At 68.0% G+C, this 23,702-nt stretch carries 22 protein-coding genes and 1 pseudogene; 13 read left to right on the top strand and 10 right to left on the bottom strand.

Going from position 1 to position 23,702, the window contains the following annotated elements; genetic code table 11:
- The first annotated feature begins 60 nt into the window (after positions 1–60).
- Complete coding sequence (locus VGR06_RS35045) at positions 61–1,638, top strand: IS1182 family transposase (RefSeq protein ID WP_327563494.1); 1,578 nt, start codon at positions 61–63, stop codon at positions 1,636–1,638.
- Between the two features lie 195 nt (positions 1,639–1,833).
- Here the strand turns inward: VGR06_RS35045 and VGR06_RS35040 are convergent, their stop codons facing one another.
- From VGR06_RS35040 to VGR06_RS35030, 3 genes are all read right to left on the bottom strand, one after another.
- Entirely contained in the window at positions 1,834–2,934 is a 1,101-nt protein-coding gene (locus VGR06_RS35040; RefSeq protein WP_327563493.1) for a vWA domain-containing protein, read from the bottom strand.
- Between the two features lie 132 nt (positions 2,935–3,066).
- Positions 3,067–3,246 carry a hypothetical protein gene (locus VGR06_RS35035; protein ID WP_327563492.1) on the bottom strand — a complete coding sequence of 60 codons (180 nt, stop codon included), beginning with the start codon at positions 3,244–3,246 and terminating at the stop codon, positions 3,067–3,069.
- Positions 3,243–3,395: a hypothetical protein gene (locus tag VGR06_RS35030; protein ID WP_327563491.1), complete on the bottom strand. Its 153-nt coding sequence runs from the start codon at positions 3,393–3,395 to the stop codon at positions 3,243–3,245. Before VGR06_RS35030 ends, VGR06_RS35035 begins: the two co-directional genes overlap by 4 nt.
- A 155-nt stretch (positions 3,396–3,550) precedes the next feature.
- On the opposite strand from VGR06_RS35030, the gene VGR06_RS35025 reads away from it, so the two are divergent.
- The 7 genes and pseudogenes from VGR06_RS35025 to VGR06_RS34990 all read left to right on the top strand — a co-directional run bounded on the left by VGR06_RS35025 (position 3,551) and on the right by VGR06_RS34990 (position 8,291).
- Entirely contained in the window at positions 3,551–3,724 is a 174-nt protein-coding gene (locus VGR06_RS35025; protein ID WP_327563490.1) for a DUF397 domain-containing protein, read from the top strand.
- A gap of 78 nt (positions 3,725–3,802) precedes the next feature.
- A complete protein-coding gene (locus VGR06_RS35020) occupies positions 3,803–4,699 on the top strand; it encodes a proline iminopeptidase-family hydrolase (protein WP_327563489.1) in 897 nt (298 codons plus the stop codon).
- A 12-nt stretch (positions 4,700–4,711) separates the two neighbouring features.
- Positions 4,712–5,602, top strand: a pseudogene (locus tag VGR06_RS44140) (APC family permease); the annotation flags it as partial.
- Positions 5,603–5,702: 100 nt separating this feature from the next.
- Positions 5,703–6,116: an amino acid permease gene (locus VGR06_RS35005; RefSeq protein ID WP_327563486.1), complete on the top strand. Its 414-nt coding sequence runs from the start codon at positions 5,703–5,705 to the stop codon at positions 6,114–6,116.
- Between the two features lie 50 nt (positions 6,117–6,166).
- The gene (locus tag VGR06_RS35000) at positions 6,167–6,673 is read left to right on the top strand and encodes a hypothetical protein (RefSeq protein ID WP_327563485.1); all 507 of its coding nucleotides are present in this window, start codon (positions 6,167–6,169) and stop codon (positions 6,671–6,673) included.
- Positions 6,670–7,146, top strand: coding sequence for a hypothetical protein (locus tag VGR06_RS34995; RefSeq protein WP_327563484.1), 477 nt, complete (start codon positions 6,670–6,672; stop codon positions 7,144–7,146). Before VGR06_RS35000 ends, VGR06_RS34995 begins: the two co-directional genes overlap by 4 nt.
- 59 nt (positions 7,147–7,205) lie before the next feature.
- Entirely contained in the window at positions 7,206–8,291 is a 1,086-nt protein-coding gene (locus tag VGR06_RS34990) for an S-(hydroxymethyl)mycothiol dehydrogenase (protein WP_327563483.1), read from the top strand.
- Here the strand turns inward: VGR06_RS34990 and VGR06_RS34985 are convergent.
- Positions 8,281–8,934, bottom strand: a complete 654-nt coding sequence (locus VGR06_RS34985) for an AMIN-like domain-containing (lipo)protein (protein ID WP_327563482.1) — start codon at positions 8,932–8,934, stop codon at positions 8,281–8,283. The two genes, VGR06_RS34990 and VGR06_RS34985, sit on opposite strands and share 11 nt — an antisense overlap.
- Positions 8,935–9,037: 103 nt before the next feature.
- On the opposite strand from VGR06_RS34985, the gene VGR06_RS34980 reads away from it, so the two are divergent.
- From VGR06_RS34980 to VGR06_RS34970, 3 genes are read left to right on the top strand one after another with little or no spacing between them, the layout of a single operon-like run.
- Complete coding sequence (locus VGR06_RS34980) at positions 9,038–9,613, top strand: RNA polymerase sigma factor (protein WP_327563481.1); 576 nt, start codon at positions 9,038–9,040, stop codon at positions 9,611–9,613.
- Positions 9,610–10,434 (top strand): hypothetical protein, encoded by an 825-nt coding sequence (locus VGR06_RS34975; RefSeq protein WP_327563480.1) that lies wholly within the window; start codon positions 9,610–9,612, stop codon positions 10,432–10,434. The genes VGR06_RS34980 and VGR06_RS34975 overlap by 4 nt, the downstream gene beginning before the upstream one ends.
- Before the next feature lie 54 nt (positions 10,435–10,488).
- The gene (locus VGR06_RS34970) at positions 10,489–11,649 is read left to right on the top strand and encodes an HNH endonuclease signature motif containing protein (protein WP_327563479.1); all 1,161 of its coding nucleotides are present in this window, start codon (positions 10,489–10,491) and stop codon (positions 11,647–11,649) included.
- A gap of 782 nt (positions 11,650–12,431) precedes the next feature.
- Here the strand turns inward: VGR06_RS34970 and VGR06_RS34965 are convergent.
- Genes VGR06_RS34965 through VGR06_RS34955 form a run of 3 tightly spaced genes read right to left on the bottom strand, consistent with a single transcriptional unit; the run spans position 12,432 to position 17,525 of the window.
- Positions 12,432–14,024 carry a hypothetical protein gene (locus VGR06_RS34965; RefSeq protein ID WP_327563478.1) on the bottom strand — a complete coding sequence of 531 codons (1,593 nt, stop codon included), beginning with the start codon at positions 14,022–14,024 and terminating at the stop codon, positions 12,432–12,434.
- Between the two features lies 1 nt (position 14,025).
- Positions 14,026–15,606 (bottom strand): pectate lyase family protein, encoded by a 1,581-nt coding sequence (locus VGR06_RS34960; protein ID WP_327563477.1) that lies wholly within the window; start codon positions 15,604–15,606, stop codon positions 14,026–14,028.
- Positions 15,607–15,650: 44 nt separating this feature from the next.
- Positions 15,651–17,525: a pectate lyase family protein gene (locus VGR06_RS34955; RefSeq protein ID WP_327563476.1), complete on the bottom strand. Its 1,875-nt coding sequence runs from the start codon at positions 17,523–17,525 to the stop codon at positions 15,651–15,653.
- Between the two features lie 493 nt (positions 17,526–18,018).
- On the opposite strand from VGR06_RS34955, the gene VGR06_RS34950 reads away from it, so the two are divergent.
- Positions 18,019–19,101 carry an MAB_1171c family putative transporter gene (locus VGR06_RS34950; RefSeq protein ID WP_327563475.1) on the top strand — a complete coding sequence of 361 codons (1,083 nt, stop codon included), beginning with the start codon at positions 18,019–18,021 and terminating at the stop codon, positions 19,099–19,101.
- Here VGR06_RS34950 and VGR06_RS34945 read toward each other — a convergent pair.
- Together VGR06_RS34945 and VGR06_RS34940 are read right to left on the bottom strand one after the other, a co-directional pair.
- The gene (locus VGR06_RS34945) at positions 19,067–20,296 is read right to left on the bottom strand and encodes a DUF692 domain-containing protein (RefSeq protein ID WP_327563474.1); all 1,230 of its coding nucleotides are present in this window, start codon (positions 20,294–20,296) and stop codon (positions 19,067–19,069) included. The genes VGR06_RS34950 and VGR06_RS34945 overlap by 35 nt on opposite strands.
- 26 nt (positions 20,297–20,322) lie before the next feature.
- Positions 20,323–21,177 (bottom strand): TIGR04222 domain-containing membrane protein, encoded by an 855-nt coding sequence (locus VGR06_RS34940; RefSeq protein ID WP_327563473.1) that lies wholly within the window; start codon positions 21,175–21,177, stop codon positions 20,323–20,325.
- 91 nt (positions 21,178–21,268) lie between these two features.
- On the opposite strand from VGR06_RS34940, the gene VGR06_RS34935 reads away from it, so the two are divergent.
- Complete coding sequence (locus tag VGR06_RS34935) at positions 21,269–22,480, top strand: phage tail sheath family protein (RefSeq protein WP_327563472.1); 1,212 nt, start codon at positions 21,269–21,271, stop codon at positions 22,478–22,480.
- On the opposite strand, the gene VGR06_RS34930 is transcribed toward VGR06_RS34935, so the two are convergent.
- Positions 22,465–23,702: HEAT repeat domain-containing protein (locus VGR06_RS34930; RefSeq protein ID WP_327563471.1), on the bottom strand; the 1,238-nt coding region annotated here is incomplete at its 5' end. The genes VGR06_RS34935 and VGR06_RS34930 overlap by 16 nt on opposite strands.

Below are 23,702 nucleotides of genomic sequence, written 5' to 3'. Positions count from 1 at the left end.
GGGCGCTGAATAATCGGCGTGTCGGCTCGAAATGTGGGGCTGAGCTGGGAGGATCGGTTCGTGCAGGGTGTGGAGCGTGCTGATCGGGAGCTGTTGGACGCGCAGGCGCTGGTGGGTCATCTGGTGGCGGCGGGGAGCATGTTCGCGTTCTTGGCTGATCATCGGCTGGATCTGTTTGCTGATGGGGAGTTTGAGGATCTGTTCCCGTCGGGTAAGGGCCGGCCGTCGATCCCGGCGTCGGTGATGGCCTCGATCTTGGTGTTGCAGACGTTGCATGATTTCTCGGATCGGGAGACCGCTGAGGCGGCGCGGTGTGATCTGCGGTGGAAGGTCGCGACCGGGATGGCGTTAGACCATGCGGGGTTCGATGCGTCCACGTTGGTGTACTGGCGGCGGCGGTTGGCGAAATCGGATCGGCCGCACCGGATCAACGACGCGGTGCGCAAGGTGGTGCAGGAGACCGGGATCCTGCGTGGTCGCCGTAGGCGTGCGGTGGACTCGACGATCCTGGCTGATGCGGTGGCCACCCAGGACACCATCACGCAGCTGATCTCGGCGATCCGGCGGGTCGGGCGGCAGGTGCCCGGCGCACTCGAGCAGATCGCGGTGGTGTGCACCGGCCATGACTACCGCCGGCCGGACAAGCCGAGGATCGACTGGGATGACCCAGCCGCCAAGGATGCGCTGGTGTCGGCGTTGGTCAACGACGCCAACGCCTTGGTGGCCGCGTTGGTGGATGCCGAATTGGAGGGCGACGCGCAGTTCGCGTTGGCGTTGCTGGCGTTGGTCGCCGGTCAGGATGTCGTGCCGGCCGAAGGTTCGGACGGTACCGATGGCAGGTGGCGGATCGCGCGGCGGGTCGCCCCGGACCGGGTGGTGTCCACTGTGGACCCGGATGCGCGGCACACCCGCAAGTCGCCGGAGAACCGCCGCGACGGGTATCGGGCGCACGTGGCAGCCGAACCCGAGACCGGGATCATCACCGACGAGAAGGTGACCAAGGCCGCCGGGCCGGAGAACTCCGATCCCGCGGTGGCGGAGAAGTTCCTTGACGCCGAAGGCGACCCGTGCGAGTGGTACGGGGATTCCGCTTACGGCACAGGGGATCTGCGTGCCGCGATCGACGACACCGATGCCGACGAGGCGGTGATCAAACCCAAACCCGTGCAGCCGCCCGTGGAGGGTGGGTTCACCATCGACGACTTCACCGTCAATGAGCAGGCGGGCACGGTGGGCTGCCCAGCCGGTCACACCCGCCCGATCAGCGAGAAAACCAGGACGGCGGCCTTCGGCAAGCTGTGCCGCGGCTGCCCGCTACAACCGCGGTGCACCACAGCCAAGACCGGCCGCAAGATCGTTCTGCACCAACAAGACGCGTTGCTGCGCCAAGCCCGACGCGACTGGGCCGACAAGCCCGAACTACGCGAGAAGTACCGCAAGTACCGACCCAACGTGGAACGAGTCATCTCCCAGATCGCCAACCTCGGTGGCCGCCGCCTCACACTCCGCTACCGCGGCACCACCAAAAACAACGCCTGGCTCACCCACCGCACCGCCGCCCTCAACCTACGTAACCTCCTCAGCCGTGGGCTCACCCGCACGGCAGGAGTCTGGGTTCTGGCAGCCCAGACCACCTGACCAGACCACCCACGAGGCCTCAAAAGGACCACCAACAGGCCCGAGCCGACCCCCCACCGGCCCACCCAGACGCCCACCCACAGCCCACACCGCTACCCCCCACGCCAACCATCCCCTCATACGCCCGCTGCACCCGACTACCCGCCTCAGCCCCGCCCAGCGACCAGCCCAGAAGCGCCCTAATTCAGCGCCCTCCTAGGCGACGGTGGTTGAGATCTTCGCGGTCGGCGCGCCCGCCGGGGAGGTGAACCGGACCTTCCAGGTGCCGGGCGCCGCGCTGGAAATCCGCAACACGAGGCGGGATTCGCCGGTCTCGCTGACCTGATACGCGCCGCTGAGTTCGGAGCCAGACCTGGGCACCGCCCGGCCGTCCGGGTCCACGAAGTCCGCGCGCACCCAGCTTCCGCCCTTGTCGACGATGATCGACACGTTCGTGACTCCGGGTGGAATGATGACCCGCACCTCCTGTTTCGTGCCGGATTCCAGTTCACTGTCAACGGCGCCGACATCGGCGCACCGCGCCGAGGCGAACGCACGGAGCAGTGCGGCGGCGATGTCCGCCGAGGTGGCCACGAACGTCGGGCTGGGTGGAGCCGAGGTGGGGCCGCACGTCTGCTGGTACCCGCCGCCGGCGAGCTCGTTGAGCGCCGGGCCGTCCACCTGGCCGAACCCGATCGGCCAGATCTGGACGCCATGATCTTTCGCCTCCGCCAGGGTTTGGATGAGCGCCGCGCGCGCAGCGGCGTTGCGGTTCTGCGCTGTGTCACCCCATTCCGGGCTGTCGCTGACGTCCAGTTTCCCGTCTGTGAGCAGGAACACCAGTTTCACCCCATCAGCCGAACGGAGAACCGACAGCGCCTGCCGCAGGGCCGCGACGTGGTCGGTCTCGTCACCTTCGGTCCTGCTTCTTTTGTGTAAGGCCCCGATGCACCGCGCGAGGTCCTCGCGCTCCGCCGCTCCGGCGAGAATGGTCGGCGGGCACACCATCTCGACCGCCGGCGAACCCACGGCACTGCTGGCGAACCCGACAACCGAGACAACGGACTTCGGGGACAGCTCGGCGTTCGCGATCAGGGTGGCCGCTTCTCGTTCGCGGAGCATGTCCTGGGGACTGATGCTCCCGGACTCGTCGACTAGCACCACGATGTTGGCGGGCTTCAACTCCAACCCGATGGTCCGGGCGGTCAGTAGCAAGGCGCTGCCCGGGTCGGGTTGGCCACCGTCGGTCGGGCCGGACCCGATGGCGGACGCGAAAACAATCGCGGCCGCGGCTCCGCTTCCGACAAGGATGGGCAACCTCAAACGATGGAGATTCCGCCCAGCCGGGCCGGCTGACGCGGGCCGCCGCCGCGGCCTCGTGGTCATGAGCCGGAAGGCCACACCCCCGACGATCGCCGATATCAGCCCGATCAACGCGTCGACGCCCATCTACTTCCAGAGTGAGGCGACGCCGACCGCGACGATGGTGATGACGCCGTTGCCACCGATGATCAGCAGCGCGATCAGTGCCCGCGCCAGGTAGGTTCGCGATACCAGCCCACGACCGCCCTCAAGGGCGAGACGCCCGGTCGGCAGCGCGGTCGCGGCGATGCGACGCCACGCGGTCACGACGTCCCCCAGATCCGGCGCACCGAGAGGTAGAGATCGTGGACCACATAGGTAAGCATGGCGACAAAGGTGGACCAGGTCAGCAGCATCTTCAGGATCAGGACGACGACACCTTCCATTCCGGGTAGGTCACCCAGCCACGCGTACACCCGTTCGGCGCCTAGATGCAGACCGCTCCCTCAGTGATGTGAAATCATCGCCGGGAACGGGCCCGGTCGAACCGGCCGAGAGCAGAGCCGGTGCCGTGCTTCCCTCATGTGACATCGCCGCATAGCCGATCTACGCAATCGAATGGAGAACCATCGTGATAGGTGAACACTCGTGGCGAAAGTCAAGTCGTAGTCAGAACGGTGCGAACTGCGTTGAGGTCATGGGCACGCTCGACCAGGTGCGGGACTCGAAGAACACCACGACGTCCTTGTGCTGTGACGTAAGTGCGCTGGTGCAGGCTGTCCGATATGGGCTGCTTGACCGTTAATTCCCGTCGAAAGGAGCTTGCCGGCGGGTAGGGCCTGCGGCAGGGTGCTTGATCGGGGGGTCCGATGGGGAGGCCCGCATGGCAGCACCCGTGACCGAGGGCACCGCGAAGTTCGGTGACTATCAGACCTGGTACCGGATCACCGGCGACCTGTCCGCCGGCAAGGCCCCGCTCGTCGTCCTGCACGGCGGCCCGGGGTGCACCCACGACTACCTGCTCCCGCTCGCGGCCATCGCCGAGACCGGGCGGGCGGTCGTCCACTACGACCAGATCGGCAACGGCCGGTCCACGCATCTGCGGGACAAGCCGCCGGAATTCTGGACCGTGCAACTGTTCCTGGACGAACTCAAGTCCCTTGTGGACACTCTGGGCATCGCCGGCCGGTACCTGGTGCTCGGCCAGTCGTGGGGCGGCATGCTGGCCGCGGAGCACGCCACGCTGCAACCCCCGGGTCTGCGCGGGGTGGTGATCTCCAACTCGCCGGCCAGCCTGGAGCTGTGGTCCGCCGAGGCCGACCGGCTGCGGGCGGCGCTCCCGCCCGAGGTCGAGGAAACCCTGCGCGCCCACGAAAACGCCGGCACCACCGACAGCGAGGCATACCGCGACGCCATGCGCGTCTTCTATGACCGGCACGTCTGCCGGGTGCCGTGGCCGGACGAGCTGTCCCGCACGTTCGCCGCCATGGACGAGGACCCCACCGTCTACCACACCATGAACGGCCCGAGCGAGTTCCACGTCATCGGCACCCTGCGCCACTGGTCCATTGTGGACCGTCTCGGCGCGATCACCGCACCCACGCTGCTGATCAGCGGCGAGCACGACGAGGCCACGCCGGCCACCGTCAAGCCGTACCACGACCACATCGCCGACGTGCGCTGGGAAATCCTGGACAACTGCAGCCACCTCCCGCAGATCGAGGACACCGAGCGCTTCAACACCCTGGTCACCGAGTTCCTTGACACCTGCGACGCGTAAAGGGGAACGACCATGAGTGAGCAGACGGCCACGCCCACCCCGGTCACCGCCGGGCAGTCGGCCGAAACCGAGCTCAACCGGCTCGGTTACAAGCAGGAGCTGCAACGCTCCCTGGGCCTGTGGGACCTGATCGTCTACGGCCTGGTGTTCATGGTCCCGATCGCCCCGTTCGCGATCTTCGGCTTCGTGTTCGACGCCTCCCACGGCATGGTCCCGCTCACCTACCTCATCGGCCTGGTAGCGATGATCTTCACCGCGCTCTCGTACCGCACGATGAGCCGCACCTTCCCGATCGCCGGCTCGGTCTACTCCTACGCCCAGCGCGGCATCGGCGACAGCGCGGGATTCGTCGCCGGATGGGCCATCCTCCTCGACTACCTGCTGGTACCGACCCTGCTCTACGTCACCGGCGCCGTCGCCCTCGCCACCGTCGTCCCCCAATCGGTCTGGATCATCATCTTCGTGGTGTTCAACACGGTGGTGAACCTCGCCGGCATCAAGATCACTGCCTGGGCCAACCGCGCCTTCCTCTTCGGCGAGATCGTGATCCTCGGCCTCTTCGTCGTCCTCGCCGTCGTCGCCATCGCCCAGGGCAAGAACGGCGCCCACTGGTCGCTCACCCCGTTCTTCAACTCCGCCGAGTTCTCCCCCGGCCTCATGTTCAGCGCCCTGTCCATCGCGATGCTGTCATTTCTGGGCTTTGACGCCATCTCTACGATGTCCGAAGAGGTCGCCGGCAACAAACAACTCATCGGCCGCGCGACCATGCTCTCCCTGTGCCTCGTCGCCTTCCTCTTCGTCCTTCAGACCTACCTGGCCTCCCTCCTCGTCCCCGGCGAAACGTCCTTCGGAGACCCCGAATCCGCCACGGCCTTCTACACGGTCTCCGGCATCGCCGCCGGCCAGTGGATGCTCACCGTCGTCGCCGTCACCACCGCCCTCGCCGCCGCCGTCGCCAACAGCCTCGTCGCCCAGGCCGGCCACCTCCCGCCTCCTCTACTCCATGGCCCGCGACCGCGCCCTCCCCAAGTTCCTCGCCCACATCAGCCCCCACCGCCGCGTCCCCGACCGCGCCGTCCTCCTGGTCGCCGCCCTCTCCCTCTTCCTCGGCCTCGTCTTCGTCGGCCAGGTCGCCTTCCTCTCCACCCTCGTCAACTTCGGCGCCCTCGTCGCCTTCCTGCTCCTCCACCTCTCCGTCTCCGTCTACCACCTCATCAAGCAACACCAACACACCTTCGGCATGCACCTCGCCGTCCCCGCCATCGGCTTCGTCATCGTCGGCTACGTCCTCTACAGCATCGACACCAAAGCCAAGATCGGCGGTCTCATCTGGCTGGCCATCGGGATCATCGTTCTCGCAGCCAGAAAACTCCTCGGCCGCAACGTCACCCTCAATCTCGACGACTCGGAGATATAGAATCTCGACGGATAGGAACACATCCCACGGCGTCTACGAGGTGAGCGGACATGGGCGGGGACTCAGCTGTCGAACCGAAGCCGGACACCAGGGACAACGAGGGGTATCCCGAAAAAGCCACGATGCCCTCGACCGACGGTCACCACGATGCCAGCGGTCCGTCGGCCCTACCTGACAACCGCATCGGCTCGGGCAGTCCCCCGGTCGTGTCCGACGGCTACGTCGGCCGGGGCACTCCTCCGGCGGCGAGCACTGACAGGCATATTGGCACCGGTACCCACGATTACCCCAGCGAATATGTCATCTCAGGAGTGCCCCCGGCGGCAGAACCACCCTCCTTCGGGCGCGACCCTGGCGGCGTTCCCGTACCACCTGACAGTTACCCCAGCGGATCTTTCCGCTCTGGAACACCTCTGCGAGCTGATGACCCCACCACGTCGTCGATCCCGGTGACGATCTATGTAGAGGACGGCGCCGGCTATGCGACCGTCGAACGTGCGGTCGAGGGCCTGTTGGCGCGCATCAGCGGCCACATTGAACAGCTGGATCCACAATGAGGCCCAGGTTTCGGCGGACGCGCGCCGTCCTGTCAACCTCGCAGGCCAAGGAGGTTCGCGATACCGCGCTCCACGGTCTGGAGGCGAGCACGGTCCAGCGCCACGATGCCATCAATACCGCAACGATGATGAAGCACGTCGGCCCGCTGATCGCATCGCTGAAAGACCAGAAAAACGCGGTGATCCGGATTGGGGCGCTACTCCTCGTCAAGAATGACGGCCATCTCGTAGTCCACCAGCTCACCGCCGCTCAGCAACTCAAACTCGATCATCAACCACAGCTTGCCGAGGAACCGCTGACGATCCTCGATGTCCTCGAGGTCCCAGCCACACCGGCCGACCAGACGACAAACGGCCAGCATCTGAGCGAGCCCATACCCAGCCGAGTACTGCGCGCCGCAACCCCAGCTACCAGCCCGCCCGCTCCAGCGCAGGATCCGCCGATCGCTGTCCCGCCCGTGCTCGAACGATGACGTTCGATCTGTATCGGGGTTCTGGTGTGCATGACCCGGGCTGCACTACGTTGATCTCTGTGGAGCAGAGGGTTCAGGGCGTCATCGCCCGGGGTAAGGGTGCGCCGGTCGAGTTGGTGACGGTGGTGGTGCCGGAGCCGGGGCCGGGTGAGGCGCTGGTGAAGGTGCAGGCGTGCGGGGTGTGCCACACCGATCTGCATTATCGCGAGGGTGGCATCAACGACGACTTTCCGTTCCTGCTGGGGCACGAGGCGGCCGGCGTCGTCGAGGCGGTCGGGGAGGGCGTCGAGGACGTGGCGCCGGGCGACTTCGTGGTGCTGAACTGGCGCGCGGTGTGCGGGCGGTGCCGGGCGTGCCTGCGCGGCAAGCCGTGGTACTGCTTCGACACGCACAACGCGGCGCAGCCGATGACGTTGGAGGACGGCACGAAGCTGAGCCCCGCGTTGGGGATCGGAGCGTTCGTGGAGAAGACGTTGGTCCACTCCGGACAGTGTACGAAGGTCGACCCGGAGGCGCGGCCGGCGGCGGTGGGATTGCTGGGGTGCGGGGTGATGGCCGGGATCGGCGCGGCGATCAACACCGGCGGGGCCGGGCGGGGCGACTCGGTGGCGGTGATCGGCTGCGGCGGGGTCGGCGACGGCGCGGTGCTCGGCGCCCGGCTGGCCGGTGCGGCGACGATCATCGCGGTGGACGTGGACCCGCGGAAACTTAGCTGGGCCAAGGACTTCGGCGCGACGCACACGGTCAACGCCGCCGAGGCCGATCCGGTCGAGGCGATCCGGGAGCTCACCGGCGGGTTCGGCGCGGACCTCGTGATCGACGCGGTCGGCCGCCCGGAGACCTGGAAGCAGGCGTTCTACGCGCGTGACCTCGCCGGCACGGTGGTGCTCGTCGGCGTGCCCACCCCGGACATGACGCTGGAGATGCCGCTGATCGACCTGTTCAGCCGCGGCGGCGCACTGAAATCCTCGTGGTACGGCGACTGCCTGCCCACCCGGGACTTCCCGATGCTGGTCGACCTCTACCGCAGCGGCCGGCTCAACCTCGACGGCTTCGTGTCCGAGGAAATCGGTCTCGGCGACGTCGAATCGGCGTTCGACAAAATGCACGAGGGCGGGGTGCTCCGGTCGGTCGTCATTTTCTGACCGGGTGCGCGACGTCGACCACCACGTGCCGGGTGGCGCCGTCGAGCGACGTGGACACGGTGAACGGCAACGTCTCCGCGACGCCGACGGCGATCGTGCACTGGCCTTCGAAGAAACCGGCGAACCGCACCGCGCGCAGGCTGCGCCAGCCGGCGAGCTGGCTCTCCGTGTAGAAGTAGTCACCGGACCGCGCGAGCACGACGCCCGGCTGGTGCCCGGAGTCGTCGTAGCCCTGCTCCGGCGCGTGCACCACGACCTCGAGCGCGGCCGAGCCCGGTACCGGCATCGGCTTGCCGGACCCGTCCTCGGCCACCACGGGCACGTACCGCACCGAGTAACCGACCGCGGCCGCTCCGTTCACGTCGAACACCACCCGGTCGAAGCACTCATGTTGCCCGGCCCGTACCAGGTACAGCGCGTCGGTGCTGTACGGCGCGGCCTCCTTCGGCCCAGTGTCCCAACCTCGCGTCTCCAGGCACTCCGCGACGGCCTCGGACGGACCGGTCCTATCCACTGTGGACGGCGTGCCCACGACCCGCGGCGCGGTGGTCGTCGAAGTGGCGTTCGGGGCGGCCGGCTCCGGACTCCCCGAACAGGCAGCGACCGCGAGCCCGATCAACACAGCAATCATCATTGTCCGCATCGGACCTCCCGCGTCCTACGGAACAGTTAGACCCAAGGACGCGGGATCACCCCGCCAGGTTGCCCGGTGGCAACATCGGTGGGGTGGGCGGACACGAATGGGTATGACGACCGAGACGGCCGACGGTGAGCTGTGGTCCGCGGCGGCGTTCGGGGTCCTGTTCGACCGGCACGCCAAGGCGGTGTACAACCACTGCTTCCGGCTGACCGCGAACTGGGCCGCCGCCGAGGACCACACGCAGGCCACGTTCCTGCTGGCCTGGCGCAAGCGCGCGCAGGTCACGCTGGTGCGCGAGTCGGCGCTGCCGTGGCTGCTCGCCGTGGCCACCAACGTGGTCCGCAACGACCGCCGCGCGCTGGCCCGCCGGCTGCGGCTGTCCGGACGGGTGCCCGCCGACCGCCCGGTCGCCGATCACGCGGACGACGTGGCGGACCGGGTCGACGACGAGCGGCGCATGGCACGTGTGCTCGCCGCGGCCCGGCGGCTGCCGCGGGCCCAGCGCGAGGCGCTGGCGCTGTGCGTGTGGTCCGGCGTGCCGTACCCCGACGCCGCCGCGGTGCTCGGCATCACCGAGACGAGCGTGCGGGCCCGGGTCAGCAAGGCCCGCGCCCGCCTCGCCGCGCTGCTCGAGCCGGAGCCGGTCGTCACCGTGCCGTCCGGAATCCAGGAGGACCGATGAACGCCGTGCTCCCCCCCGCCCGCGACCTGCCGCCGCACCGGCACGCCCAGATCCGGGCCGAGCTCCAGCGCGCCGCCACCACACCGCGCCGCGACCGCCGCCGGCTCGTACCGGTGCTCGCGGCCGCCCTGGCCGTGCTCGCCGTGGTGGCCCTCGCCGTCTGGCTGGTGCCGGACCGGCACACCCGGCTGACCGAACCGGCCGCCACCCGGACCACACCACCACCGCCCACCAGCACTCGCGGCCGACCCGAGCCGGTCTTCCCCGGATTGTCCACATCAGACCGTCATGCGATCGAACAAGGTTGCGGCGCCAGCGCTTTCGGCGCCAGCAGCGGCCAGAACCCCCCGACGCCGGGGCTGACCGACACCCGCGACACCGTCCGGCTGTACAACCTGATGCAGGACCAGGCCGGCCGGCTCGCCCTGCTGTACGGCGAGCACGCCGTCCTGAACTGCGACCTCGACTGGCCGAGCATGCCGTACAACGCGGGTTTCGACGGCGTGCTGACCCCCACCTGGCCACCGCCCGGCCCGATCGCGGTGGACACCGCCGGCAACCAGGCAGGCGGCGACGTCCGCGGCAACAAGACGATCTACCGCGGCCTGCCCGGAACCGAGTTGGCCGGCGGCCGGATCAGCGACCAGGTCGCCAAGGTCACCTACACCCAGGGATCCGTCACCGTGAACGCCGCGCTCGCCAACGGCACGTTCCTGGTCCGCATGGTGCACCCCAGCACCTGGGCCATCCCCGACAACTACCCCCGCGGCATGATCCGCGCCTACGACGCCGCCGGCAAACTCCTCGCCGAGATCACCTAATCGTGTGATTTTCGCAGCCATTCTGGATCTTGCTTATGGGATAGTATCGAACACGTGAGCACAACGACTGTGGGGATTTCTCCTGAACTTCAAGTCTTGCATGATCTGGCGGGGGTGAATCGTCAGATCGCGGTTCTGGAGGGCCGGAAGTTGGTGTTGTTTGCCCGCTATCAGGAATTGCGGGAAAACGATGGTGATCATGCGACGCGGTCGGTGCCGGATGAGTTGGCGATGGCGTTGCATATCAGCAGCCGCTACGCCGGCGCTCAGCTGGCGTTGGCCGTCGAGTTGCCGGAGCGGCTGCCGGACACCTTCGCTGCGTTGCAGGAGGGCCGGATTGATGTGGTCAAGGCCCGCGCCCTGTTGGAGGTCACCGAACCGCTCAACCTCGAGGACGCGCGTGGGGTGGAGGCCAAGGTGTTGCCCACCGCGGAGACCCGCACCGTGGCCCAACTGCGCGCCCGGGCCCGCTACCACCGCGACCGCGCCGACCCCGACGCCGCCGAGGAACGCCGCCTCTACGCCAAACGCGAACGCCGCGTGTGCTTCCAGCCGGGAGACGGGTCGGGTCAACTCACCGCGATCGGCGAGGGTGACCGGCTCTACCAGGCCTGGATCGTGCTGGATGTGCTGGCCCACCAGTTGCGCGCGGCCGGCGACGAACGCGACCTCGATGAGTTGCGCTATGACCTGCTGCTGGACATGATCCTCGGCAAATTCGACAGCCGCGTCCAAGTCCACGCCTACCTGCATGTCCCGGCCACCACCCTGGCTGGAGTCACCAACGACCCCGGAATCCTGGAAGGCTACGGCCCGATCACCGCCCAACGCTGCCGCGAACTGGCACAGGGTAAGGCGATCTGGCGGCGGGTGTTCCTCGACCCGATCACCAACACCGTCAAAGACGTCGAGCGGCGCACCTACCGCCCACCCGACGGTCTCGCCGAGTACATCAAGGTGCGCGATCACACCTGCATCGCCCCGGGCTGCATGAAGCCGGCGCACCAGTGCCAGGTCGATCACACCGTGCCCTGGGCCGAAGGCGGCTGCACCTGCGCCACGAACCTGGATCCGTTGTGTCCGCGGCATCACCGGTTGCGGCACCTGACGGGGTGGCAGATCACCCAAACCGCGGAAGGCACCTTCGACTGGGTCAGTCCAGTGGGGCAGCGCTTCACTCGGCTGCCGGTCTCGATCCTTGAACCGGTGCACTAACCAGGCTGGGCACCTTCTCTGCCTGGGTGCCCTGCCGGGCTCCGTCGCAACGCCCGGGGTGGTCACCTTGGGTGGGCTGGGCCCGGCGTTGCGCCGCACAGGCTGTGGACAGGGCCCCGGGGTGCGCACCGGCGAGTTGGGCCCTGCCCACAACCTGTGCACCGAGCCGACGTCTCCCGCACTCAACGGGCCGGTCACCGCGATAGCCGATCGGGCACCACACAGCACCGGTGACGAGTGGGATGCGGTGACGGTCACCTTCCTAAAACATTTAAAATTCAAAATGGGAAAGACAAGAGAGGCGGCACGGCGCCGCCTGCGGCCCCGCCGTGCCGCTCGCCGGTGCCAGTCCCGACATCGGCCGCCAGTTGGCAGACTGAGCAAGGTTGTTCCACCAACGCACCCACCCCGCCACAGCGAGACAGGAACGCAACCGGCACCGGCGAGCGCTACGGCGAGCCGCAGGCGGCGCCGCAGCGCCTTCTTTGTCTTTCCTCCCCTAAAATTTTTGAATCTTTAAGAAGGCGACCACCACCCCAACCCACCCGCCAACCGCCACCCTCCCTGCCAGCCCGGCCATCGCGGTGACCGGTCCGCTGAGTGCGGGAGACGTCACCTCGGTGCAAAGGTTGTGGACAGAGGAGGCCGCCCACGGCCGAGTCTGTCCACAACCTTTGCCACGGAACGCCGCGCCCAGCCCCACCAACGGGACCACCCCGGCGTTCCGACGGACCCCGGTAGGGCACCCAGGTAAAGACGGCGCCCAGCCCTACCAACCCAGCCTAGATCCTCCCAACCCCAGCACCAGCCATCACCGCAGCCTTCACCGTATTGGGATCATCCAAAGTGTACGAATAATAATCACGAGCCTCCTGCACGCTGCCACTGCAGTCAGGCTGCCCCGGCTCGGCACCAGTGAACACATTGTTCCGAGCCACACACCGGCCGGACGGCCCGGCGTAATGGTTCGTCACCGGCTCCTCGACATTCTCAAAATAGTTACCCTCAACCAAACACCCGGCATTCGCCTGACAGGCAACGCCGACATCGGTGTTGTGCAGGTAGTAGTTGTTGTAGACATGCACCGGCTCACCGAACCGCACCCGCGGGTTCCGTTGCGGAGTCTGGTCGTACCAGTTGTGATGGTAGGTGACCTTCAGCCGGCCGACGTCCTGGGCGGCGTTGGAGTCGTCGTGGCCCAGCAACATGTTCTTGGTGTGGTTGTGGGTGTGGTTCCAGGATACGGTCACGTAGCTGGAGCCGCGTTTGATGTCCACGGTGCCGTCGAAACCGTTGGACAGGTCATTGTGGTCGATCCAGATGTGGTGCGAGAACATTTGCACGTTGATGCCGTCGTCGGCGAAATCGCGGAAGCTGAGGTTGCGGACGATGATGTTGTGGATGGCGTTGGCGGGTGGGGTGGTGATGTCCTCGTTGGGGAGGCCGATGTTGAGACCGCCGCCGGTGAAGCCGGAGGCGGAGCCGATGCCCACGATCGTCTTGTCCGACGATACGTCGTGCATCGGGCCGGGGAGCGCGAGCATGCCGCGGACGCAGATGTTGAGTGGGCCGGGCGTGGCGATGGCGGACAGGAACTCCGGGACCGTGTCGACCTCGATCTTGGGGCCGCCGGCGCCGCCGGTGGTGCCGTTCTGGCCGAGGGCGTTGACGGAGGCGAAGCCGGCGGGTTGGGCCGACGTGTCACAGGAGCCGGAAGGGGGTGGGGTGGTGGTCGTGGTGGTCGGCGGATTGCCCAGCTCCGGCGTGTCGGTCACGATCACGTCGTCGAAGGTTGCGCTGGCGAAGAGGGTCGCCAGGCCGACCCGACCGGTGGCGAACGTGGTGTCGTTCGCCGCGACCACCTGGGTGCCGCCCAGGAAGCCGCGCAGCGTGTTGCCGAACGCCTCCAGCCGCAGTGTGTACCAGGTCCCGATCGTGACGGTGGCCGGCACCGAGGCAAGCGGGGTGAACCCACCGGCAACCCGCTTGCCCAGAACGATCGAGCCGCTGTTGGTCAGGGCCAGGTAGTAGTAATTGCTGGTGTTCTGCACCCGGGCCGTGACCGCGACATGCCGGCCCGATCCGTTGAATCCGGTCGGCTTCACCCGCACCGCCATGTTCTGGCCGGACCAGACCGAGCCGACCAGCGCCCGGGCGTCCGCGCTGGTGCCGGACTGGCGCCAGGCCGACGTTCCGTCCGTGACCACCGACCAGCTACCGCCGGACTTCGTCCAGCCGTCCGCGTTTCCGTCTTGGAAGTCGTCACGGAAGAGGATGGCGGCCGACGCCGTGGATGTCGCCAGCACGGCGGCCACGATGAGGAGGATCCCACTTGCGGCCGCGGCGATCGCGGCCAGTCTGGCCTGCCTGTTCATGTCAGGCTCCGATCCGGCCGACGCCGGCACCCGCGGTGACGGAGGCCTTGACGTTGTTGGGGTTCTGCGGGGTGTAGGAGTACGGAACGCCGCCGACGGTGCCACCGGTCGCGCAGGTGCCGGAGTTGACGAAGGCGTTGTTGACGGCCCGCAGCGCGCCGGGCGGGGAGTCGCCCTGGCCGAGCTCGCACGGGGAGTCGGTGTTCTCGAACAAGTTGCCCTCGACCAGGACCGCACTGTTCATTGTGGACGCCACGCCGTAGTCGTCGACCGCCGCGTAGTAGTTGTTGAGCACGTGCACGACGTTGCCGAAGCGTGTCCGCGGGTTGCGCTGCTGCGTGTTCTCGAACCAGTTGTTGTTGTAGGTGACGTGCAGCCGGCCGGTGTCCTGCGCGCCGTTGTCGTCGTCGTGGCCGAGCAGCATGGTCTTGTCGGTGCCGACGAAGTGGTTCCAGGACACGGTGACGAAGTCCGAGCCGCGCTTGATGTCGACCGAGCCGTCGTTGGCCGGGCGCAGTTCGTTGTGGTCGATCCACACGTGGTGGCTGAACATCTGCACATTGATCGAGTCGTCGGCGGCGTTCTGGAAGATCAGGTTACGGATGATCACGTTCTTCACCGCGTTGGCCGGCGGTGAGGTGGGCGTGTCGGAGAGCGGCAGGCCGACGTTGAGGCCGGCGCCGCTGATCCCGGCGTTGGAGCCGACCCCGACGATCGTCTTGTCCGAGGTCACGTCGTGCATCGGCCCGGGCAGGGTGAGCATGCCCTGCACCCGGATGGTCCGCGGGCCGGGCGTGGCGATCTCGGTCAGGAACGCCGCCGGGGAGCTGACGGTGACCGTCGGACCGCCGGCGCCGCCGGTGGTTCCGTTCTGCCCCAGCCCGTTCAACGTGGCGTAGCCCATGATCCCGGCCGGCGGAGGGGGCGGCGGACCGGTGGTCGTGGTCGTCGTGGTGGTGGGCGGCGGTTCGGTGGTGGTGTTGTCGATCGAGTTGACCGCGATGTCGTCGAACTCGGCGCTGGCGTTGAACGTGGCCACCCCGGCCCGGCCGGTGCCGAACTGGTTGTCCGTCACGAGGCCGACCTGGGTGCCGTTCACGATGCCGCGCACCGTGTTCTGGAACACCGTGATCGACAGCGTGTAGAAGGTGCCGGTGGTGACCGTGAACGGGATCGAGGCCAGGGTCGTCGACGAGCCGTTGACCAGCTTCCTGAGCACGGCCGTGTTGCTGCTGCGCAGGGTCAGGTAGTAGTAGCTGGTCGCGCTCTGGGCCCGGGCCAGCACCGCCACGAACCGGTCGGATCCGTTGAAGGACAACGCCTTCGCCCGGACCTGCACGGAGTAGTCGGTCCACGTGGACTGCCCGGCCAGCATCCTGGCGTCACTGCTGGTGCTGCTCTGCACGGCGACCAGGCTGCCGTCGGTGCCCACCGACCAGCTGCCGCCCGAACGGGTCCAGCCGTCCAGGTTGCCGTCCTCGAAGTTGTCGGTGAACAGCGTCGCGGCGCTCGCGGCGGGCGTGTTCGTGAGGGTGATCAGCGCGAAAGTCACGGCACTGATCGCCGTGAGGATCGCCGTCACCGTAAGGATCCGTGTGGTCGAAAGCCTCTTGTCCATGGCGACCCCTAGATCTTTCCGACGCCGGCGCCGGCCCGGACGATGCCGGGGACGTTCGCCGGAGTATCCACTGTGTACTGATAGAAGTTTCGCGGCTCGGTCACGCTGCCGTTGACCTCACACGTTCCGGAGCCGGTGAAGACGTTGTTGCGCTGCACCAACCGCCCCGGCCCGGAGTCCGCGTAGCCGCTCGCGGAGTAGCACGGGAAGGCGACGTTCTCGAAGTAGTTGCCCTCCAGCAGCATGCCACCGTTCATGGTCGACGCCACGCCGTACAACGTGTTCGCCCGGTAGTAGTTGTTGTACACGTGCACCGGCTCGCCGAACCGCAGCCGCGGGTGGCGCTGCACTGAGCCGTCGAAGAAGTTGTGGTGGATGGTCACCTTGAGGTGACCGGTGTCCTCGGACGCGTTGCCGTCGGAATGGCCGAGCAGCATGGACTTGTCCGTGCCCCGGAACCAGTTCCACGACACGGTCACATAGTCCGCGCCCCGCACGATGTCCACCGAACCATCGACCGCGCCGGAGAACTCGTTGTGGTCGACCCAGATGTGGTGCGAGTTCTGGCCGATGTTCACCGCGTCGTCCTCGGCGTTGGTGAACCGGATGTTGCGCACGATCACGTTGAACGAGCGGTGGAAGTCCAGGCCACCACCGTTGATCACCGCGGACGTGCCGAGCCCGACAATGGTCTTGTTGGGACGGACACCCTGCTTGCTGGTGATGTTGATGGTGCCCTGCACCTGGATGATCAGTGGGCCTACGGTGTCGATGGCGGTCAGGAGCTGGTCGGTGTTTGTCACGGTGACCACGCGGCCGCCGACGCCGCCGGTGGTTCCGTTCTGGCCCAACGCGTTGACGGCGGCGAAGCCGTCTACTGTGTTGGCCAGGAGAACAGCCGTCGCGACTGGCGCCGCGACATGGCCGACGCCGGCGCCGTTTCGTACGACGGTCGGCACGTCGGCGGGGTTGTCCAGGATGTATGGGTAATAGGTGCGTGGTTCGACCACCGACCCGGCTGTCTCAGGAAGACCTGAATTTACATAGACGTTGTTGCGCTCGACCAGGCGGCCGGGGCCGCTCTTCTCGTAGCCGACGTGGCTGGGGTGTGCCACGTTCTGGAAGTAGTTGCCTTCGACCAGGACGCCGGCGTTCATGGTGGACGCGACGCCGTAGAGGCCGTTGTTCAGGTAATAGTTGTTGAACACGTGCACGGGCTCGCCGAACCGGACACGGGGGTGGCGCTGCTCGGAGCCGTCGAAGAAGTTGTGGTGGTAGGTCACCCGCAGGTGCCCGACGTCCTGGGTGAACGTGTCCGAATGGCCCAGCAGAGCCGTTTTGCTGTGGTCGTGGAAGTGGTTCCAGGACACGGTGACGAAGTCGGACTGCCGCTTGATGTCGAGCAGCCCGTCGAAGCCGTTGGAGAAGTCGTTGTGGTCGATCCACACGTGGTGGGCGGAGTTCGTCACGCTGATCGAGTCGTCGGAGGCGTTGGTGAACCGCAGGTTCCGCACGATCACGTTGTTGCCGGGCCGGGTGGTGGAGCCCATCTGCAGGCCACCGCCGGAGATCTCGGCGGTGGAGCCGAGCCCGAGGATGCTCTTGTTGGCCACCACGGTGATCATGTCGTCGAACGTGATCCGGCCGGATACCAGGATGGTGTACGGGGTGTTCAGCCCGGCGTAGTGCGCGAGATCCGTGGCGTTGGTGACGGTGACGGTCGGCCCGGCCGCGCCACCGGTCGTCCCGTTCTGACCGAGCGCGTTCACCGCGGCGAACCCGATCGGGGCGTCGACCAGCGGGGAAACCTCCGGCGGGCTGGCATCGGCCCGGGCCGGAAGCGCGATCGCCAGCGCGGCCATCGCGGCAAGAACAGAACGCATCGGCTTCGTTGTCGATCGCATGAGGCGACTATCGCCGCCGCCGCGTGCACGATGCCGTTCACTTGGTGGACGATTCCGGCCGGCACCCGCCGTCCCGCTCTTGACCGATGAAGCAAGGTGAGACACACTTGTTCTGGGAGCGCTCCCAGGCTAGCAAGGGAGCGCGATGTTTGTCCGTTGTGGACGTTGACTGCGCCGTGCACGGACCGCGGCGCGAGCCGTTTGCCGGGTTTTGGCCGCCAGCACAGCGAGCGACCGGCCGAGCCGGCACGGGCCAGGGCCGTGGCGCATCAAGGGAGCTGTGCCATGGTCCTGGTACCGGCTTGTGCCGGGTTCTGGGAGCGCTCCCAGATATTTCCTCGCCCGCGAAACCGATGATCGCCAGTGGAGCCATTCAGGAATAAGGTGTCACCCGCCGCGGGGCACGGACTTCGGCGACGGGATGGTGGCTGTGACGGTATTGGTGACGCTGCAAGCGACGGTAGCTATCCTGGTGCTCGCGATACTGCTGTATTTGCTGGTAAAGGCGCCGGAAAATGTGCCGCTGCGCGGGGTGACCGCGACGATCGCGTCGTTCTCGCTGACCATGGTGTTCGGCGGCGCGGCCATCAGAGGTCTCACATTCCTCGGCCTGGCGCCGATCGTGTCGCGACTGATCCAGCACCTGGGCATGCTCGCCGGCGCCTACGGACTGATCCTGTTCTACATTTTTTCGGCACTGGACCGGCCGGCCGCGCGCCGGCAGGCCTGGTGGCACGCGATCCCGATGGCCGCCGCCGCGGTGATCCTGGTCGGCTCCGTCCTGTTGATGCCCGCCGGCCTCCGGTACGACGCGGCCACCCTGGCGTACGCCAAACCCGGAGCCGGGCCGCTCGACCAGATCACCATCGCGGCGCTGTACGTGACCCCGAACCTCTACATGGGCCTCGCGTTCGGCAGCGCGTTCCGGTGGACCCGCCGGCACGCCCGGGGTGCCGAGCCACGGCTGCGCTTCGGGCTCGCCCTGGCCTCACTCGGCCTGGCCGCGATGGCGGCCGGCGAGGCCTGGTTCGTCATCGCGACCATCGCTCGGTGGTCGGGGGTGGCCGTGCCGGCCTGGACGTTCCCGATCGGGCTGTATCTCCTCCTGCCCGGCAGCGTGATCTTCATGATCGGCTTCGTCTACCCGTTCACCCACATGCGGCTGGCCGCGGTCCGGGTGTGGTGGCAGCACCGCCGCGTCTACCACCAACTCGCTCCACTGTGGACACTGCTGCACCAGCGGTTCCCCGAGGACGCGCTCGGTCAGGTGCCGTCCAGCCGGTGGCGCGACACGTTGAGCCTGCGGTCGGTGCACCGGCGCTACTACCGGCGCGTGATCGAATGCCGGGACGGCCTGCTGCGGGTCAGCCCCTACCTCGCGACCAACGGCAACGGCTCCCTGGCCGAGCGGCTGCGCGCCGGCCTGCACGCGCACGCCTCGGGCGTCCCGGCCTCGCACCACCCGGTCCCGGTCGCGATCCCCGCCACCGACGACCTCGACGCCGACGCCCGCGAGCTGGTCACCCTCGCCCGGGAACTGAGCCAGCCGTCGTAACCAGCCGGGGTCGGCGCCGGCTGCCGGCGAGGTGGCCGGTAGCGCGCAGGTAGGCGACGAACGCGGCGACGTCGGCGGCCGCGTCGCTGTCTGGTTTGGACTGGGCGCGGGCGTATTCGACAAAGAGCGGACCAAGGTGGTCGCCTAGGGCCTCAGCGACCGCTGGTGCGTGGCGGAATACGGCGCTGGCCCGCTTGGCGGTGAGCGCATCGCGGGCCACGCCGACCCGGTTGGCATCGAACCGGGGCGGTGGCTCGGTCAGGCCGACCAGGGCGTCGGCCAGCCGGTGCTGCTGCTCGCCGAGGTCCTGCCGAGCAGCCGGCGGCACAACGGATTCCGGGCGCACCCGGCCGTGCTCGGGCACCGTGACCTCGGCGCTGGGACCGCCCGGTTCGCGGCCGACGGCAGACCGGATCGACGCCAGCTCTTCTGCCAGCAGGGCGGCTGGCGGGTAGTGGCCGTCGCGCTCCAGCATGACCGCGGGTGGTGTGGTCCGAGCGGCGAGTTCGGCGAGCAGTGTCAGCACGGGCTGGCTGACCGGATGGGTGTGCGTGTCGTGCCAGACGCCGTCGCGCAGCGTGCCACCGGCCACGTGCACGTAGGCGATCCGGTCCAGCGGCAGGGAATCCAGCGCGGCCACCGGGTCGAGGCCGAAGTTGACCGCGGAGCTGTACAGGTTCGCCACGTCCAGCAGGAGCAGCGCGCCGGTGCGCTCGAGGATCTCGGTGAGGAACGCGGTCTCGGTCAGCTCGTCCTCGGGCCAGGCCAGCACCGCGGCGATATGCTCCAGCGCGAGCGGCACCCCGAGCGCGTCCTGCGCGATCCGCACGTTCTCCACCACCACGTCGAGGCTCGCGCGGGTCCGCGGCACCGGCAGCAGGTGCCCGGCGTCGCGGCCATGCGCGCGGACGAACGCGATGTGCTCGCTGACCAGCGGTGAGCCGAGTGCGTCGGCGCACTCGGCGAGGTGGCGCAGCCGGTCTGGCGACGGGCGCTCCGCTCCGCCGAGTGATAGGGAAACCCCGTGGGGGATAACTGGAATCTTGCGGGCCCGCAGCGCTCGCAGGGAGTCGGGCGCACTGCTGGGACGAACGGCTTCGGCAATGACCTCGACGAACTCGACGCCGGGCAGGCGCTCGACGGTGAGGTCGATCTCCGGCCGCCAGCCGATGCCGACCGCCGGGACTGTTTCCAACCCATTAGCTCGCTGGCGTAGCGCCATTATCCCCCGCACCCCCCGCCGCCGCAGCCACCACCGCCACAGCCCCCGCCCCCGCAGCCGCCGCCGGAATCGCCGCCGGACGAGGAGTAGTTCGAGCCAATCAGCGAAGTGCGCAGCGTCGGGTCGGCGATCGCGGCGTAGCCGAGCACCGCGACGCCGGCCAGTTGCAGATCCACGCTCCCGTTCCGCCCGTCGCGGGCACGGTGTTCCTTTCTGAGAACCCGCAACGCCGCCCGGCCCGCCGACGAGGGCCGGTAGCGCACCGCCAGCCGGCGCGCCAGCACCCAGAACACCACGACAAACGAGAGCGACAGCAGCACCAGCAGGTTGCCGGTCGGGCGATGCAGGTTCATCCCGTTGATCGCGCGCACCACCCCGACGAGGAACACCGCGACCGGAAGCACCACCGCCAGCCGCCACAGCCGTGCCCGCGAACCGTCGAGCAGGAGCCCCTGGGACCTCAGCCGCTCGTCGATCGCCAGCACCGCCGGGTGGTTGCGCATCCTGCGGTGCACCGCTCCCCGCGACATCGTCTGGCGCACCACCCCGCCCACCGCCGCCTCGACCGGATCGTTCGGCGTCGCCCCCTCCACCGGTGTCAGCCGCCCACGCCGGTTGACCAGCACTTTGTCCCGCAACGCCAGCGCCGCGACCGCGGTGTCCACCAGCCGGTGCGGCCCACCCGCCAGATACGCCGCCTCATACACGTCAAGCCGGACGTCCGCCCCCACACCCCGCGGCCCCACTCGCGCCAGCAGCGCCTGGACCACGAACATCACCACGAGCGCCCCAGCGAACCCCATCGCGTACAGCGCGAGGAACTGCGGCCCCGATAAGCCCCACGGCTGGTCCATCTCCCTCACCCCTCACCGGTCGTCCCACCAGGTGAATCGTCGGACGTGCGGCGAACATCAGCCGTTCCAGATGAAACTGTAGGTTTCCGGCATGCCGACCTACCTGAGGCCCGGGGTCTACGTGGAGGAGATCGCTCCCCGGGACCCGCTCTACCTCGGCACCCGGGTCCTCCCGGACGACCGGTCCACCGAGGCCGGGCCACGCCCGCTCAAACGCTGGTCCGCCGAGCACGGGGTGGCCGGCTTCCTCGGTGTGTCCAGCACCAGCCCGGAGCGGAAGGCGACGCGGTACAACAACTGGAACGAGTTCGAGCGGGAGTTCTTCTTCGATCCTTCCGGCGGAAGGTATCTCTGGCACGCGGTGCACGGCTTCTTCGCCAACGGCGGGCAGGCCTGCTATGTCGTCGACGTGAACAACGGGGACCCCGCCAAGGTGAGGCCCGCCGACTTCCTCGGCGACCACGAGCAGCGATCCGGGCTCGCCGGCATGGAAGCGATCGAGGAGATCTCGGTCGTCGCCGCCCCCGATCTCATGGGCCTACCGCATCTGGACCTGGAGTCGGTCAGGGCGGTGCAACTCGGGCTGATCACCCACGCCGAGGTGACGGGTCGGGTCGCCATCCACGACACCCCCCGTGGCCTGTCCGCGCGCCAGGTCAGGGAATGGCGGGAGACGATGGGGTACAACTCGGCGTTCGCGGCGCTCTACTACCCGTGGATCAGGGTTCTCGACGGGCCGGCGACCCCGTCGTCGGGTTTGGTCCCGCCGTCGGGCCACCTCGCCGGCGTCCACGCCCGCAGCGACGTCGACCGCCACGTTGCCAACGAGCCGATCCAGGGCGCGCTCTGGCTCGAGCTCGACCTCCTGCTCAAGGAACAGGAGGTGCTCCATCCCATGGGAATCAACGCGCTGCTCGCCCAACCCGGCCGCGGCGCGCTGGTCTGGGGAGCGCGCACCCTGTCCAGCGACCCGACGTGGCGCTACCTGCGCACCCGCAGGTTGATGAACTTCATCGCTCGCAACATCCGGGCCGGCACAAACTGGGTGATCTTCGAGAAGTCCCACGACGAGAAGCTGTGGTACCGCATCCGGGAGGAGCTCGAGGACCTGCTGTCCATCCTCTGGCGCACCGGCGCTCTCGGCGGCGACGAGCCGGAGGATGCTTACACGGTCAAGTGCGACCGCGAGAACAATCCACCCGAGGTCGTCGACGCCAAGACGATCGTCGCCGACTGCGCGGTCGCCCTGCACGAAGGCGGCGCCGGCCAACTGGACTTCCGGGTCACCTACTTCCTCGGCTGATCCAGCAATCCCAACTCCGACAACCCGAACAAAGCCTGCGCCGTACCGATCTCGGTCAGCACCTCCACCGCACATTGGCATATTTCCGCGTCATCACTACTGGCCAATCGCAGCAACCCCGGAATCGCGTGCTCGCCGATCGCTCGTAGCGCGACGCCTGACGCTTCCCGTGCCAAACGGTCGGGATGTTGCATGGTCCGGAACAACGCCCGGAGCGCCGGCCGCCCGATTGAACCGAGGCTCTGTGCCGCCGACATCCGAATTCCGCCATCCCCGTCGTGCAGGAACCGTGCGAGCACCGACCGCGCCTCATCGGAACGGCTACCAGCAAGCGCCCATGCCGCCGCAGACCGCTTCAGCCTAGACGCCTGGTCAGCCAGCTTCACCATTTCGGGCACCGCCGGCTCACCGATCGCCCGCAACACCTTCGTGGCGGAATCCCAGTGAGGTCCAGAAGACACTAAGGCCACCAGCTCCGGCACCGCGGCACCACCACAACCGGCCAGCGCCTCGACGGCCCGCGACCGCACGCTCAAATGCGAACTGTTCAGGGCCATCACCAGGCTTCTAATATCGGCTGACCCGACCACCGCAAGGGCACGAGCCGCCCGCGCCTGCACCGGTCCCCGACGATCACGAAGTATTCCGGACAGCGCGTTGGTCTCGAATCTTGCGACCAACGCAAGTCCGGCTGCCTCGGCCACGTCACCGTCCTGATCCGACAAAGCCGTGGTCAGAACCGACACACCGTCGCCTGAGGTGATGATCCCCAGTGTCTCCACCGCTGCCAGGCGGACCAGGGCGTGCTCGTCGGTGGTGGCACGGGTCAGTGCCGGCACGGCATGGTGATCGCCGCATGTCCGCAACGCCTGAACCGCGCGCCACCGCACGTCCACATCCTCGTCGGTCAGCGCAGCCACCAGTCCGGGCGCCATGGCCGGTCCTACCGCGGCGATTGCCTCTGCGGCCGCCACCCGCATGCGGGCGTCCGGCTCGCGCAGAGCGGCCAGCAGGGCGTCGGGGTGCGCTGGGCCGATCACCTGCAGCGCGGCCAGCGCGTCCACCCGGACGCGCCGCTCACTGTCGTGCAGGGAAAGCAACAGTGGGCGAATCGCGGCTTCGCCGAACGTGCCGAGTGCGCCGACGGCACGCCAGCGGACGTCGATATCGGCATCCTTGGCGGCCTCGGTCAGGGCCTTGGCGGCGGCCGGGGTGTCCACTG

Source organism: Actinophytocola sp. (genome assembly GCF_036002505.1).
Lineage (GTDB): Bacteria > Actinomycetota > Actinomycetes > Mycobacteriales > Pseudonocardiaceae > DASYTH01.
This window is presented reverse-complemented; position numbering and strand designations above follow the sequence as displayed.

Bases quoted from the DNA above. Each gene is read 5' to 3' on its own strand.
- VGR06_RS34985 (WP_327563482.1), bottom strand. From the start codon at position 8,934: ATGCGGACAATGATGATTGCTGTGTTGATCGGGCTCGCGGTCGCTGCC.
- VGR06_RS34980 (WP_327563481.1), top strand. From the start codon at position 9,038: ATGACGACCGAGACGGCCGACGGTGAGCTGTGGTCCGCGGCGGCGTTC.
- VGR06_RS34975 (WP_327563480.1), top strand. From the start codon at position 9,610: ATGAACGCCGTGCTCCCCCCCGCCCGCGACCTGCCGCCGCACCGGCAC.
- VGR06_RS35020 (WP_327563489.1), top strand. From the start codon at position 3,803: ATGGCAGCACCCGTGACCGAGGGCACCGCGAAGTTCGGTGACTATCAG.
- VGR06_RS34995 (WP_327563484.1), top strand. From the start codon at position 6,670: ATGAGGCCCAGGTTTCGGCGGACGCGCGCCGTCCTGTCAACCTCGCAG.
- VGR06_RS34955 (WP_327563476.1), bottom strand. From the start codon at position 17,525: ATGCGTTCTGTTCTTGCCGCGATGGCCGCGCTGGCGATCGCGCTTCCG.
- VGR06_RS35005 (WP_327563486.1), top strand. From the start codon at position 5,703: ATGGCCCGCGACCGCGCCCTCCCCAAGTTCCTCGCCCACATCAGCCCC.
- VGR06_RS34940 (WP_327563473.1), bottom strand. From the start codon at position 21,177: ATGGACCAGCCGTGGGGCTTATCGGGGCCGCAGTTCCTCGCGCTGTAC.
- VGR06_RS35000 (WP_327563485.1), top strand. From the start codon at position 6,167: ATGGGCGGGGACTCAGCTGTCGAACCGAAGCCGGACACCAGGGACAAC.
- VGR06_RS34935 (WP_327563472.1), top strand. From the start codon at position 21,269: ATGCCGACCTACCTGAGGCCCGGGGTCTACGTGGAGGAGATCGCTCCC.
- VGR06_RS34965 (WP_327563478.1), bottom strand. From the start codon at position 14,024: ATGAACAGGCAGGCCAGACTGGCCGCGATCGCCGCGGCCGCAAGTGGG.